This window comes from Geodermatophilus aquaeductus, assembly GCF_900182545.1.
Lineage (GTDB): Bacteria > Actinomycetota > Actinomycetes > Mycobacteriales > Geodermatophilaceae > Geodermatophilus > Geodermatophilus aquaeductus.
The window spans coordinates 114,246-127,493 of record NZ_FXTJ01000008.1; the positions used below are offsets into that span (position 1 = coordinate 114,246).

The window sequence follows — 13,248 nt, forward strand, 5'->3', positions numbered from 1 at the left end:
CTAGCGCGGGACGGCGTTGCAGGCGGCGGCGGTCGCCTCGCGGACGGCGGTGGCCAGCGGGCGCAGCGCCTCGTCGCGCGCGGCGGCCTGGGAGTGGGTGACCGCGCCGCCGGGGGCGTCGGTGAGCGCGAGGTCGAGGACGCGCGCCAGCCGCTGGGCCCGGGCCAGCACCGACAGCGCCAGCGGGTCGGTGTCCGGCGGCATGCCGGGCGCGCGGGCAGCGCCGAGCCCGGCCAGCAGCGCCGGCACCTCGGGGTTCCAGCGGGCGAGGTCGAGGGCGGCCAGCGTGCGCGCGGCGTCGCCGACGGCGAGGTCCAGCGCGCCCGACACCCGGCGCAGCGAGTCCTCGACCGGCGGCGGCGCGGGCGGCAGGCCGGTGAGGTCCACCGCCGTCCACGCCGTCACCTCGGGGCCGAGGTCCTCGGGCACCAGCGCGACGGCGTCGCCCACCGCGGCCTGCCCCGCCTCCAGCGCCAGCGCGGCCAGGCCGGGCGCGCGCGGCAGCCCGCGGACGTCGCCCGGCACCGGCAGCACCAGCCGCAGCCGTCGCTCGCCCAGGCCGCGCAGCGCGGTCAGCGCCCAGCCGAGGGGGACGGCGTCGGAGGTGCCGGGCAGGCCGGTCACGCGGTGCGCGCGGTCGTCGGTCAGGGCGTCGAGCGCGGCGTCGTAGGAGGTGCGGCCGGACAGCCACGCGGAGGCCCAGACGGCGAACCGGCCGGCGGGGAGGTCGTGGAGCACCCAGCGAGGCTACGTCGGGCCCCCGCTGCGGCGTCGCGGTCTGGGAGACTGGGGGCATGGCAGCGTGGGTGATCTGGCTCGTCGCCTCCGGGCTGTTCGTCGCCGGGGAGCTCGCCAGCCTCGACCTGGTGCTGCTCATGTTCGCCGGCGGGGCGCTGGGCGGGGCGGCCGTGGCGCTCCTGGGCGGCTCGTTCGCCTTCCAGGTGGTGGCCTTCATCGCCGTCTCGGTGTTCCTGGTGGCCAGCGTCCGGCCCGCGGCGAAGGCGCACCTGGAGAACCGGACGCCGCGGCACGTCGACGGCGTGCAGGCGCTCATCGGCCGCACCGCCATGGTGACCCGCGAGGTCGGCCGGTCCGGTGGCCGCATCCGGGTGGGCGCCGACGAGTGGACCGCGCGCACCGACTACGGCGACAGCAGCTTCGCCGTCGGCACCCTCGTGCGCATCCTGCAGGTCGACGGCGCCACGGCCGTCGTCGGCGAGGCGCTGGAGCTCTGACCACCCCGGGGGCGTGACCCGGGGCGCCGTGTCGGGGGATGATCAGGCCGGGACCCCAGCCGAGGAGCCCCGACCGGAGGAGCTGTAGCCGTGACGCCTGCCCTGATCGCGCTGATCGTCGTCGCCCTGCTGGTGGTGGTCGTCGTCGCGCGGAGCGTGACGATCGTGCCGCAGGCCCAGGCCAAGGTGGTGGAACGGCTCGGTCGTTACAGCCGCACACTCCCGCCGGGCCTGTCGCTGCTGCTGCCCTTCGTCGACCGGGTGCGCGCCACCGTCGACCTCCGCGAGCAGGTCATCTCGTTCCCGCCCCAGCCGGTGATCACCGCCGACAACCTGCAGGTCGGCATCGACACCGTCGTCTACTTCCAGGTCACCGACCCCCGCCTGGCCGTGTACGGGATCGCGAACTACATCACCGGCATGGAGCAGCTGACCACGACGACGCTGCGCAACGTCGTCGGCGGGCTCAACCTCGAGCAGTCGCTGACCGGGCGCGACGGCATCAACAGCCAGCTGCGCGAGGTCCTCGACGGCACCACCGGGCCGTGGGGCCTGCGGGTGGCGCGGGTGGAGATCAAGGCGATCGAGCCGCCGCCGTCGATCCGCGACTCGATGGAGAAGCAGCTGCGCGCCGACCGCGACAAGCGGGCCACCATCCTCACCGCCGAGGGTCAGCGGCAGGCCGCGATCACCTCGGCCGAGGGGCAGAAGGCCTCGGCGATCCTCTCGGCGGAGGGCCGCAAGCAGGCGGCGATCCTCGAGGCGGAGGCCGAGCGGCAGAGCCGCATCCTGCGCGCCGAGGGTGAGCGCGCGGCGCTGTTCCTCCAGGCGCAGGGTCAGGCCAAGTCGATCGAGACGGTGTTCCAGGCGATCCACGACGGCCGGCCCGACCAGGGGCTGCTGGCCTACCAGTACCTGCAGACGCTGCCGAAGATCGCGCAGGGCGACGCCAACAAGATGTGGATCGTCCCCAGTGAGTTCAGCAAGGCCCTCGAGGGGCTCGGCCGGCTGGGCGGGGCCGACGGCGAGCGGTCCTTCCTCGACGTCCCGGCCCCGGCCGACGGCGCCGCGACGGCCGCCCCGATCGACACCAGCGGCTGGTTCGAGTCCCAGCTGCCCCCGGCGGCCGAGCAGCCCGAGGCGAAGATCGAGCTGCGCAGCATCACCGACGACGAGCCGGCGCTGCCGGTCGCCCCGCCGCTGTCGCAGGTGGCCGCCGAGCTGCAGCAGCAGAACGGCAACCCGCCCCAGCCCTGATCCCGCTCAGTCCTTGAGCAGGCCCTCGCGGAGCTTGGCCAGCGTCTGGCTGAGCAGCCGCGACACGTGCATCTGCGAGATGCCGATGTCGGCGGCGATCTGCGACTGGGTCATGTTGCCGAAGAACCGCAGGATGAGGATGCGGCGCTCGCGGGCCGGGATGGTGGCCAGCAGCGGCTGCAGCGACTCGCGGTACTCCACGCCCTCCAGCGCGGCGTCCTCCTCGCCGAGGGTGGCCGCCAGCGTCGGTGAGTCGTCCTCGCCGGAGAGCCGCTCGTCCAGGGAGCTGCTGCGGTAGGCGTTGGCCACCGCCAGTCCCTCGAGGACCTCCTCGCGCGGGATGCCCAGGTGCTCCGCCAGCTCCGACGGCGTCGGCGCCCGGCCGTTCTTCTGCGCCAGCTCGCCGACCGCGGAGTTCAGCGACAGGTGCAGTTCCTGCAGCCGCCGCGGCACCCGGACCGACCAGCCCTGGTCGCGGAAGTGCCGCTTGATCTCCCCGGTGATCGTGGGGACGGCGAAGGAGAGGAACTCGACGCCGCGGGTGGGGTCGAACCGGTCGATCGCGGCGATCAGCCCGAGCGTGCCGACCTGCAGCAGGTCGTCGAAGGGCTCACCGCGGTTGCTGAACCGGCGGGCGAAGTGCCGGACGAGGGGCAGGTGCTCCTCGACGAGGATCTCGCGCAGCCGCTCGCGCCGCGGGTCGCCCTTCTCCAGCGTCGCCAGCTCGGCGAACAGCGGCGCGGTGCGCTCCGCGCGGCGCCGGTTGTCCGACACCGGCGGGGCGTCCGGGGTGGGAGCGGTCTCCTCGGCCGGGGTCTCCTCGGCGTCGGACGCCGCGTCCTCGGTCTCCTCGGACCCCGTGTCCTCGGCCTCCTCGGTCTCCGCGTCCGTGAGCACCGCGTCGTCGGCACCCGGGGGAGGAGTGGGGTCGGACGGATCGTCGTGCAGGGCGTCCTCCTCGACGGCCCGGGAGCCGGCTGCCGCCGGTGTCACGGGGCCACCGAGAGGTCGCTGCCCGCGGAGCCGACGAGCTGCTCCGGCCGCTGGCCGGGCAGGTACTTGTCCATGGAGATGACGGCCACGGCGCTGTCGGTGCCGTCGCCGGCGGGGACGTCGCGCTGGGTGGCGGGCCGGCCGTCGACGTTGTCGGCGAGGGTCGCCAGCACCGCCCAGCCGAAGCCGTCGCGGGGGACCTCGGTGCCCGGGGCGGTGGGCACCCAGGCGTCGATGTGCAGCCCGGCCCGGGTGGTCTCGAAGACGACCGTCAGCGGCGCGTCGCCGAGGGCGATGGCCGAGAGCGTCGCGCAGGCCTCGTCCACGGCCAGGCGCAGGTCCTCGACCGAGTCGAGGTCGTAGTCCATGCGGATCGCCAGGTCACCGGCCATCGCCCGCACCGCGGGCAGCTGGGTCGGCGTGGTGGGCACGCGCAGTTCCAGTCGTTCGGCGCGCCGCCCGTCCTGGGCGAGGGCACCCCTCGTGTCCGCCATCCGTCGTCCGCTCCTCATCCGTCCGGCCGCGGTGCGCACCCCTCGGGGTCCGGACCGCGGCGCCCGACGACCATCCTGCCCGCCGCCCGCCGTGCGCCGCGCGCGGGGGCGGCGGCGTGCGGGAGCGACGGCGGAGGGCCGTGCACCAGCCCCCTCCGATACCCGTGCGGAGCCGCCGGTCAAACACCGCATCGGCGCAGGGTGACCCGCGGTTGCCGGGGTCGGGGCCCTGTGGTCTGTTGGTCCTCGGATGAACGCCAGCCAGGGCAGCCTGCCGCCGGGGCCCCGTCCCGCCGAGGACGCGGGCCCTGCCGCATTGGTCGCCGCGCTGGAGGACGCGCCCTCGGCCCTGTGGTTCGTCGCCGGCCCGGACTCGCGCACCGTGTGGGCCAACGCCCGCGCCCGCGCGCTGGGGCCCACCCCGCACGACCTGCCCGTCGTCGGTGGCCGGCCCGTGGCCGACGTCGTCGCGCAGGTGCTGCGCACCGGCCGCCCGGAGGTGCTCTCCGGCGTCCTGGCCGGCGACGGCCCGTCGGTCACCGTGGCCGTGCGCCCGCTGGCCTCCGGCAGCGACCCGGGCGCGGTGCTGGTGCTGGAGAGCGGCGCGGACGAGTACGCCGCCCGGGGCGCCGCCGGCGATGCCGACGACGTCGTGGGGGAGGCGCAGCACTCGCTCCTGCCGCCGTCCCTCCCGCTGCTGCCCGACGTCCGGCTGTCGGGCAGCTACCACCCGGCCAGCTCCCGCCGCGCCGCCGGCGGCGACTGGTACGACGCGGTCCCGCTGGGCCACGGCCGGCTGGCGCTGGTCATCGGCGACGCCGTCGGCCACGGCGTGCCGGCTGCCGGCGCGATGAGCCGGCTGCGCGGGGCGATGCGCTCGAGCGCGCTGCGCGACCCCGCCCCGGCCGCGGTGATGGCCGCCCTCGACGACTTCGCCGTCCAGATGGAGGACGTGCAGGGCGCCTCGGTCTTCTACGTCGTCCTCGACGCGGCCACCGGGAGCCTGACCTACGCGACGGCCGGCCACCCGCCGCCGCTGCTGGTGCACGCCGACGGTGCGACGGCCTACCTGCCGGTCACCGCCCGGCCTCCGCTCGGCACGGTGCACGGCGCGGCGACGCCGGTGGCCACCGCCCGGCTCGAGCCCGGCGCCACGCTCGTCCTGTACTCCGACGGCGCGGTCACCGCCTCCGGCCCGCCGCCGTCGGCGGGCCTGAGCCGGCTCACCGCCGTCGCCCGCGACACCCTCGCCGACCCCGACGCGCTCGACGGCGACGCCGTGGCCGGCCTGGCCGCCTCGATCGCCGACCGCCTGCTCACCGCGGCCGGCCGCCCCGACGACGTCGCCGTCCTGGTCGCGCACCGCCGCGCGCGGTCGGTGGAGCCGCTGCGCCTGGACCTGCTCGCGGTGCCGGCGTCTCTGCCGGCCGTGCGCCGCCGCCTCGGCGCCTGGCTCACCGGGCTGGGGATGGGCGAGCAGGACCGGGTGGGCGTGATGGTCGCGGTGGGGGAGGCCTGCGCCAACGCCGCGGAGCACGCCTACCGCGACGCCGAGCCCGGGCCGATGCAGGTCACCGCCGCGGTCGACGTCGACGGCGTCCTGACCGTCACCGTGCGCGACGAGGGCACCTGGCGCCCGCCGGACCGCGACCCGGGCGACCGCGGCCGCGGGCTGCTGATCATGCGCCAGCTCGTCGACGGGATGGTCGTGCGCGGCGAGCACGGCACCACGGTCACGCTGCGCACCCGCTTGCGGCAGACGCCCGACGAGGAGCCCGAGCACCCGGTCGGCGGCGCGGGCGCGAGCGTCGTCGTCGACCGCGAGGGCGGCAGCCCGGTGGTGCGCGCCGGCGGGGACGTGGACATGGTCGCCGCCGAGCAGCTGCGCATCCGGCTGCTCGAGGCCAGCCACGGCGGCACCGTCCGGGTGGAGCTCGACCTCACCGCGGTCACGCTGTTCAGCAGCGCGGCGGTGCGGGTGGTGCTCGCCGTCGCCGCGATCGCCGAGGCCGAGGGCTGGCGGCTGGTGGTGCACGCGCCCGACGGCGGCGTCACCCGGCACATCCTCGAGGTGAGCGGCCTGCAGCGGCTGGTGGAGCTGCGCTGACGGGTGGGGTACCGGCCCGATCCGTTTACCCGGCCCGCCCGGTGCCCATCCACGTCAGCGTGAGACTCCGGCGCAGCAACGTGCACGGGCCCGGCTGGACCCGGCGCCGGGCCGGTCGCGGCTTCTCCTACCGCGACGAGACCGGCGCGCTGATCCACGACGCCGACCGGCTGGACCGGATCCGGGCGATCGCCATCCCGCCGGCCTGGAAGGACGTCTGGATCTGCCCGTGGCCCAACGGCCACATCCAGGCCACCGGCCTCGACGCCGCCGGCCGCCGCCAGTACCGCTACAACGACGCCTGGCGGGCCCGGCGCGACGCCGAGAAGCACGAGCGGGTGCTCGCCATCGCCTCCGAGCTGCCCGAGGTCCGCGACCGGGTGGCCGCCGCGCTGCGCACCCGCGGGCCCAACCGCGAGCGGGTGCTCGCCTGCGCTCTCCGGCTGCTGGACCTGGGCACCTTCCGGATCGGCAGCGAGGAGTACGCCGAGGAGAACGGCACCTACGGCCTGGCCACCCTGCGCCGTGAGCACGTGAGCGTCCGCGGCGAGCGGACGTTCTTCCGCTACACCGCCAAGGGCAGCATCGAGCGCGAGGTGGAGATCACCGACCGGCCGACGGCGACCGTCGTCCGGCAGCTGCTCGAGCGGCCCGACGACGCCGGCGACGAGCTGCTGGCCTACCAGCTCGACGACGGCACGTGGCGCGACGTGACCAGCGACGAGATCAACGCCTACCTCAAGGAGGTCAGCGGCGCGGAGATCACCGCCAAGGACTTCCGCACGTGGAACGCCACGGTGATGATGGCCGCCGCGCTCGCCGAGGAGCCGTCGCCGAAGAACAAGACGGTGCGCAACCGGACGATCCGGGAGGCCTACGTCCGGGTGTCCGAGCAGCTCGGCAACACCCCGGCGGTGTGCAAGGCCAGCTACGTGGACCCGCGGGTGGTCGACCGCTACGAGAACGGCGAGACCGTGGCCGAGGCGCTGGCGGAGCTGGCGGACACCGACGACACCCGCGAGGCGCAGAAGGTCCTGGAGCAGGCAGTCTGCCGGCTCCTGTCGGCCTAGCCAGACCGGGAAAGCGACGAGGCCCCGCCGGAGCGGGGCCTCGTCGGTGGTGGTGCGGGGGTCAGCGGGCGCTGCTGTCCACGATCGTGAACAGGTCGATCAGGCCGGTGACCTCCAGCGGGCGGGTGACCGCCCGGGTGGTGGCGACCAGGCGCAGCTCGACGTCGCGGGACTTCGCCGACTTCTGGGTCTCGACCAGCACGGCGAGGCCGGCGGAGCCGAGGAACTGGACGCCGGACAGGTCGATGACCAGCTCACGGGGCTGCTGCTCGAGCTGGGTGTCCAGCGAGGAGCGCAGCACCGGGGCGGTGAAGGTGTCGACCTCGCCGACGACCGTCACCGTGACCGCGCCGTCCTCACCGGTGGAGGTCGAGAGCGTGATCACGTCGTCGAAGGGTGCCTCCGTGCCCTCGGTGGACACGTCGTGCTGCCCCCCGGCGGGCAGGTCGGATGCGGTCACGGACGCAGCTCCTCTCAGTGGCCACGCCGTGTGGTGCGGCCACCGGTCAATCTACCGCCGTGCGCGCCGGGGGTGTGTGTGCCCCCGTGTGGGCCGGCTGTGCTGGGAGGACGCCGGGGGCGGTCGGCCGCCCGGCGCGCGCGGCTGACTGCTCAACCGCATTTACAACGTAGACAACCGAGTCGCCGGACGCCAACCAGCCCGGGCGACCACCGGAGGGCGGCCACCCAGGCGGGGGAGGTCGGGGGTCGGTCCTGGTCAGGTCCCCTCGACGACGTGCACCGCGCTCTCCTCGGGCCCCTCGCCCGCCACGGGCGCGTCGGCGAACGCCTCGACGTCGTCCCCGGTGCGGTTGGTGCCCGAGTCGCTGAGCGCGTCGGTGTCCTGGTCCTGGTCGAGCTGCGCGAAGGCGCGGGACGGGTCCTCGGCGGGGCGCACGCCGGGGTCGTCGTCGGGGATCTCCTCCTCCAGGCGCTGCGTCAGCGACTCGCCCTCCTGCTGCTCGCGCGCCGTCGTCCCGAAGTCGACGGGCCGGTGGTCCTCCCGGTCGCCCGGCTCGGGAGCGAACTGCGGGTCCTCGTTGCGCTGCATGGTGGGGAAGTCGTCCTGCGAGGTGTCCGGCACGCCGTTGTCCTCGGGGAACACGTCGCGGGCGGTCTGGCCCTGCGAGCCCGGCGCCCCGCCCTCGTGGACCCCGGTCAGGCCGCGCTCGTCGTCGGGGAAGTCGGCGTCGTTCTGCGCGCCGTGCAGCGCGCTGGAGCTGTTCGGGTCGGCCTCGGTCATCGGGTTCCTCTCTCTCGGGCCGCCGGGGGTGCCCGGCGGCGGACTGCCCTCCCGCCTACCCGCCTCCCCGGGAGCCATGCGGGCCCGTGCGTGACGTGACGGGGAGCGCACGACCGCATGGCGCACCGGCCCGTCGGGTAGCGGGGGCCGCATGGCGATCCAGGACGAGGTGGCGCGCATCGGGCAACCGGTCCGCCGCTGGGCGAACGAGCAGGCGCGCGGCTACGACGGCGGCCAGGGCCGGCCCCTGGGCGGGTTCCTGGGCGCCATGAGCGTCTACAGCGCCGCGGTGGCCACCGGTGCCGCGGCGGTGCGCGCCTCGGGCCGCGAGCTGCCGGCCCGCATCCCGCTCGGTGACGCCGTGCTGCTCACCATCGGCACGTTCCGGCTGGCCCGGCGGATCGCCAAGGACCCGGTCACCAGCCCGCTGCGCGCCCCATTCGCGCGCTTCCAGGGCGCCTCGGGCGAGGCCGAGCTCGCCGAGGACCTGCGCGTCGAGCACGGCTGGAAGCACGCCGTCGGGGAACTGGTCACCTGCCCGTTCTGCCTCGCGCAGTGGGTGGGCACGGCCTTCGTCTTCTCCTACGTCGCCGCGCCGCGGGCCACCCGCCTGGCTGCGCTGACGATGACGATGGTGGCCGGCTCCGACGTCCTCCAGTTCGCCTACGACGCGCTGCAGACCAGCGTCACCGGCGGCGGGCCGGAGGATGATGAGGCGCAGGACGACGACGCGTCCGGCCGGCACGCCGAGCAGGACTGAGAGGAGCGCCCGCTTCCCCCGGGCGGAGGAGACCGGCGGCATCCGTGCTGCTGAGGGGGCCGACCCGCACCTATCCTGCGGGCCGGTCGTCCCGCGGTCGCGGTGCCCGGGGAAGGGGAGTGGACATGCGCTCGATCTGGCGCGGCGCGGTCTCGTTCGGCCTGGTCAGCATCGGGGTGAAGCTCTACACCGCGACCGAGGACAAGGACGTCCGCTTCCACCAGGTGCACGCCGTCGACGGCGGGCGGGTCAAGTACAAGCGGGTCTGCTCGATCGACGGCGAGGAGGTCGAGTACGGCGACATCGCCAAGGGCTACGAGCTGCCCGACGGTCAGCTGGTGATCCTGACCGACGACGACCTCGCCGAGCTGCCCCTGGCCACGCGGCGCGAGATCGAGGTCCTGCAGTTCGTGGACCAGGCCGACATCGACCCGATCCAGTTCGAGAAGACCTACTACCTCGAGCCCGACGGCCCGGCCACGCGCCCGTACGTGCTGCTGCGCGACGCCCTGCAGAACACCGGCCGGGTGGCGATCACCAAGATCGCGCTCCGGCAGCGGGAGTCGCTGGCGGCGATGCGCGTGCGCGACGGCGTCCTCGTGCTGCACACCATGCGCTGGCCCGACGAGATCCGCCGTCCCGACTTCGGCTTCCTCGACGAGGACGTCTCCGTCCGGCCGCAGGAGCTGCAGATGGCCGAGGCGCTGATCACCTCGATGGCCGCCGACTTCGACCCCACGGAGTTCACCGACGACTACCGCGAGGCGATGACCTCGCTGCTCGAGGCCAAGCAGACCGGCGGCGAGGTGCAGCCGGTGCCCGAGACCGCCGAGCCCGGCGCGTCCGTCGTCGACCTGATGAGCGCGCTGCGGCGCAGCGTCGAGCGGGCCCGCGGCGGCGGGGCCGCCGAGGCAGAGGAGGACGAGACGCCCGCGCGGCCGGCGCGGAAGGCCCCGGCCAAGAAGGCCGCCGCGAAGCGGGCCCCCGCGAAGAAGGCCGCCGCCGAGGACGAGGCGCCGGCCCGCACCCGCGCGCGCAAGGTCACCGCGGCGAAGAAGGAGCCGGCCGCGAAGGAGCCGGCCAAGCGCACGTCCCGCCGCAGCGCCTGACCGGTGCCGCCCGTCCCGCCCCCCGGCCCGCCGGTGCCGGCGCCGATGCTCGCCGTCCCCGGGGAGCTGCCGCCGGCCGCCGACGACGCCGCGTGGGGCTACGAGTTCAAGTGGGACGGCGTCCGCGCGCTGGCCGCGGTGCGCGACGGCCGGCTCGGGCTGTGGGCGCGCAGCGGCACCGACATCGTCGACCGTTATCCCGAACTCAGCCGCTTACCGGAGGTCCTGGCGCGGGCCGATGCCGTCCTCGACGGCGAGGTGGTCGCCCTCGACCGGCTGGGCCGCCCCGACTTCGGCCTGCTGCAGAACCGCATGCACCGCACCGGCGGCCCCGAGGTCGCCCGGCTGGCGGCCGCCGTCCCGGTCACCTACCTGGTGTTCGACCTGCTGGTCGACGGCGGGCGCAGCCTGCTCGGCCTGCCCTACGAGGAGCGGCGCGAGCGGCTGGACGCACTCGGCCCGGAGGGGCACCGCTGGGTGGCAACGCCCTGGTTCCGCGGCGGCGGCGCCGACGTGCACGCGGCCAGCCGGGTCAACGGCCTGGAGGGCGTCGTGGCCAAGCGGCTGGACTCGGCGTACCGGCCCGGCGTGCGCGCGCCGGAGTGGCGGAAGGTCAAGCACGTCCGGATGCAGAGCGTCGTCGTCGGCGGGTGGCGGCCGGGCAAGGGGCGGCGGGCCGGGGGAGTGGGCTCGCTGCTGGTCGGCGTCCACGACGACGACGGCCGGCTGGTCTACGCCGGGCACGTGGGTACCGGCTTCACCGACGCCGCGCTGCGCGAGCTCGGCGAGCTGCTCAGGCCCCGCCGCGGGACGCCGTTCGCCGGCGACGTGCCGCGCGACGTCGCCCGCGACGCGCGATGGGCCGAGCCGGACCTCGTGGGCGAGGTCGCCTTCGCCGCGTGGACCGCCGACGGCCGGATGCGCCACCCTGCGTGGCGGGGGCTGCGCGAGGACGTCGACGCCGACGACGTCGTCGTGGAGTGGTCCCCGTGAGGGGGACGGCATGAGGTGGGCACCGTGAAGCAGCGGGTGCGGGTCGAGGGCCGGCAGCTGTCGGTGTCCAACCTGGAGAAGGTGCTCTTCCCCGAGGTCTCGTTCACCAAGGCCGCCGTCATCGACTACTACGTGCGGATCGCGCCGGTGCTGCTGCCACACCTGTCCGGCCGGCCGGTCACCTTCACCCGCTGGCCCGACGGCGTGGAGGGGCAGGCGTTCTACGAGAAGAACAGCGCCCGGCACGCGCCGGACTGGGTCCGGAAGGTGACCGTGCCCAGCCCCGGCAGCTCCAGGGACCGGGAGGTGCTGGAGATGGTGGTCCTCGAGACCGTCGCCGACCTGGCCTGGGCGGCCAACCTCGCCGCGCTCGAGCTGCACGTGCCGCAGTGGCAGGTGGGCAGCAAGCTGCAGCCGGCGCTGCCCGACCTGCTCGTCCTCGACCTCGACCCCGGCCCCGACGCCGGCATCCGCGAGTGCTGCGACGTCGCCGAGCGGCTGCGCGCGCGGCTGGTCGACGACGGGCTGGACCCGGTGGTGAAGACGTCGGGCTCCAAGGGCATGCAGGTCTACGCGCCGATCCGGGTCACCGACCGCGAGCACCCCAGCCGCTACGCCAAGGCGCTGGCCCAGGAGCTGTCGGCCGAGACGCCCGACCGCGTCGTCTGGCGGATGGAGAAGGTGCTGCGGCCGGGCAAGGTGCTCATCGACTGGAGCCAGAACAACCCGGCCAAGACCACGGTCGCGCCCTACTCGCTGCGAGCCCGCCCCGACGCCCCGGTCTCGACGCCCATCGGCTGGGACGAGGTGGACGCCGTCCGCGGCGGGGCCGACCCCGGCGAGCTGCGCTTCCGCACCGAGGAGGTGCTGGCCCGGGTGGAGGAGTACGGCGACCTGTTCGACGTCGCCGACCGCACCCGCGCCCGCCTGCCCTCCCTCTGAGGGAGGACCCGTGAGCGGCAGAAATGGCCATTTCTGTCACGATCGCCCCCGTGTCCGCCGCCCCGCTCGCGCACGACCCCGCCTCCTCCGACCTCGGGCGGCTGGTCGTCCGCTGTCCCGACCGGCCCGGGATCGTGGCGGTGCTCTCCCGGCTCCTGGCCGACGTCGGCGCCAACATCACCGAGTCGCAGCAGCACTCCTCCGACCCCACCGGCGGCGTGTTCACGCTGCGGCTGGAGTTCGTCCTGCCGGGCCTGGCCACCCGCCGCCGCCAGCTCGAGGGCGCGCTGGAGCTGCTGGCCACGCAGTGGGACCTGACCTGGCGGCTCACCGAGGCCGCGCGCCGGCCGCGGCTGGCGGTCTTCGTCAGCAGGGCCGACCACGTGCTGCAGGAGCTGCTCTACCGCGTGCGCGCCGGTGACCTGCGCGCAGACATCACCGCCGTCGTCTCCAACCACCCCGACCTCGAGCCGGTGGCGACGGCGGCCGGCGTGCCGTTCCACCACGTGCCGGTCACCCCGGAGACCAAGGCCGACGCCGAGGCGCGGGCCCTGGAGCTGGTCGGCGACGTCGACCTGGTGGTGCTCGCCCGCTACATGCAGATCGTCTCGGCCGACTTCTGCAGCCGCTTCCCCGAGCGGCTGATCAACATCCACCACAGCTTCCTGCCGGCCTTCGTCGGCGCCAACCCGTACCGGGCCGCCCACGACCGCGGGGTCAAGCTGATCGGGGCGACGGCGCACTACGTGACCGCCGACCTCGACGCCGGCCCGATCATCGAGCAGGAGGTGGCGCGCGTGGACCACCGCGCCACGGTCGAGGACATGCGCCGCATTGGCCGCTACGTCGAGCGCCAGGTGCTGGCGCAGGCCGTGACCTGGCACGTGGAGGAGCGGGTCGTCGTCGAGGGCGACCGCACGATCGTCTTCGCCTGAGGTCCCGCCCCCTCCCGGCTCGGTGCGGGAGAGGCGGATCCGGGTGTGTCCGGACGGCTCCGCGGGGTACCGGTACGGCTGAACGCAACTCGCCGTTCACCCACCCTTGA

14 protein-coding genes are annotated in these 13,248 nt (G+C 75.2%); 9 read left to right on the top strand and 5 right to left on the bottom strand.

Annotated elements, in window-relative coordinates; genetic code table 11:
* Nucleotides 1–738, bottom strand: coding sequence for a hypothetical protein (locus tag FN207_RS18700; RefSeq protein WP_142459961.1), 738 nt, complete (start codon nt 736–738; stop codon nt 1–3).
* A gap of 56 nt (nt 739–794) precedes the next feature.
* Between FN207_RS18700 and FN207_RS18705 the strand changes: the two genes are divergently transcribed.
* Entirely contained in the window at nt 795–1,235 is a 441-nt protein-coding gene (locus FN207_RS18705; protein ID WP_142459962.1) for an NfeD family protein, read from the top strand.
* 90 nt (nt 1,236–1,325) lie between these two features.
* Nucleotides 1,326–2,492: an SPFH domain-containing protein gene (locus FN207_RS18710; RefSeq protein WP_142459963.1), complete on the top strand. Its 1,167-nt coding sequence runs from the start codon at nt 1,326–1,328 to the stop codon at nt 2,490–2,492.
* A 6-nt stretch (nt 2,493–2,498) separates the two neighbouring features.
* Here the strand turns inward: FN207_RS18710 and FN207_RS18715 are convergent, their stop codons facing one another.
* Nucleotides 2,499–3,485, bottom strand: a complete 987-nt coding sequence (locus FN207_RS18715; protein ID WP_142459964.1) for an RNA polymerase sigma factor SigF — start codon at nt 3,483–3,485, stop codon at nt 2,499–2,501.
* On the bottom strand, nt 3,482–3,979 hold the full coding sequence (locus FN207_RS18720) for an ATP-binding protein (RefSeq protein ID WP_142459965.1): 498 nt from the start codon (nt 3,977–3,979) through the stop codon (nt 3,482–3,484). The genes FN207_RS18715 and FN207_RS18720 overlap by 4 nt, the downstream gene beginning before the upstream one ends.
* A gap of 250 nt (nt 3,980–4,229) precedes the next feature.
* Here FN207_RS18720 and FN207_RS18725 point away from each other — a divergent pair, with 250 nt between their 5' ends.
* Nucleotides 4,230–6,086, top strand: a complete 1,857-nt coding sequence (locus FN207_RS18725) for a SpoIIE family protein phosphatase (RefSeq protein WP_142459966.1) — start codon at nt 4,230–4,232, stop codon at nt 6,084–6,086.
* Between the two features lie 59 nt (nt 6,087–6,145).
* On the top strand, nt 6,146–7,156 hold the full coding sequence (locus FN207_RS18730) for a DNA topoisomerase IB (protein WP_185938420.1): 1,011 nt from the start codon (nt 6,146–6,148) through the stop codon (nt 7,154–7,156).
* 61 nt (nt 7,157–7,217) lie between these two features.
* Here the strand turns inward: FN207_RS18730 and FN207_RS18735 are convergent, their stop codons facing one another.
* The gene (locus FN207_RS18735) at nt 7,218–7,616 is read right to left on the bottom strand and encodes an STAS domain-containing protein (RefSeq protein WP_110907395.1); all 399 of its coding nucleotides are present in this window, start codon (nt 7,614–7,616) and stop codon (nt 7,218–7,220) included.
* 258 nt (nt 7,617–7,874) lie between these two features.
* Nucleotides 7,875–8,399 carry a hypothetical protein gene (locus FN207_RS18740; RefSeq protein WP_142459967.1) on the bottom strand — a complete coding sequence of 175 codons (525 nt, stop codon included), beginning with the start codon at nt 8,397–8,399 and terminating at the stop codon, nt 7,875–7,877.
* A 151-nt stretch (nt 8,400–8,550) separates the two neighbouring features.
* Here FN207_RS18740 and FN207_RS18745 point away from each other — a divergent pair, with 151 nt between their 5' ends.
* The 5 genes from FN207_RS18745 (at nt 8,551) to purU (ending at nt 13,138) form a co-directional block, all read left to right on the top strand.
* Nucleotides 8,551–9,159 carry a DUF1360 domain-containing protein gene (locus FN207_RS18745; protein WP_142459968.1) on the top strand — a complete coding sequence of 203 codons (609 nt, stop codon included), beginning with the start codon at nt 8,551–8,553 and terminating at the stop codon, nt 9,157–9,159.
* 125 nt (nt 9,160–9,284) lie between these two features.
* Nucleotides 9,285–10,268 carry a non-homologous end joining protein Ku gene (gene ku, locus FN207_RS18750; protein WP_142459969.1) on the top strand — a complete coding sequence of 328 codons (984 nt, stop codon included), beginning with the start codon at nt 9,285–9,287 and terminating at the stop codon, nt 10,266–10,268.
* Between the two features lie 3 nt (nt 10,269–10,271).
* Nucleotides 10,272–11,261, top strand: a complete 990-nt coding sequence (gene ligD / locus FN207_RS18755) for a non-homologous end-joining DNA ligase (RefSeq protein WP_246066177.1) — start codon at nt 10,272–10,274, stop codon at nt 11,259–11,261.
* Between the two features lie 24 nt (nt 11,262–11,285).
* Nucleotides 11,286–12,203, top strand: a complete 918-nt coding sequence (ligD, locus tag FN207_RS18760; RefSeq protein ID WP_246066178.1) for a non-homologous end-joining DNA ligase — start codon at nt 11,286–11,288, stop codon at nt 12,201–12,203.
* A 50-nt stretch (nt 12,204–12,253) separates the two neighbouring features.
* Nucleotides 12,254–13,138 carry a formyltetrahydrofolate deformylase gene (gene purU / locus FN207_RS18765; protein ID WP_246066179.1) on the top strand — a complete coding sequence of 295 codons (885 nt, stop codon included), beginning with the start codon at nt 12,254–12,256 and terminating at the stop codon, nt 13,136–13,138.
* The last annotated feature ends 110 nt before the right edge of the window (nt 13,139–13,248 follow it).

Coding starts and splice junctions, on each gene's coding strand:
- FN207_RS18725 (WP_142459966.1), top strand. CDS start 4,230: ATGAACGCCAGCCAGGGCAGCCTGCCGCCGGGGCCCCGTCCCGCCGAG.
- FN207_RS18740 (WP_142459967.1), bottom strand. CDS start 8,399: ATGACCGAGGCCGACCCGAACAGCTCCAGCGCGCTGCACGGCGCGCAG.
- FN207_RS18720 (WP_142459965.1), bottom strand. CDS start 3,979: ATGGCGGACACGAGGGGTGCCCTCGCCCAGGACGGGCGGCGCGCCGAA.
- FN207_RS18745 (WP_142459968.1), top strand. CDS start 8,551: ATGGCGATCCAGGACGAGGTGGCGCGCATCGGGCAACCGGTCCGCCGC.
- FN207_RS18705 (WP_142459962.1), top strand. CDS start 795: ATGGCAGCGTGGGTGATCTGGCTCGTCGCCTCCGGGCTGTTCGTCGCC.
- ku (WP_142459969.1), top strand. CDS start 9,285: ATGCGCTCGATCTGGCGCGGCGCGGTCTCGTTCGGCCTGGTCAGCATC.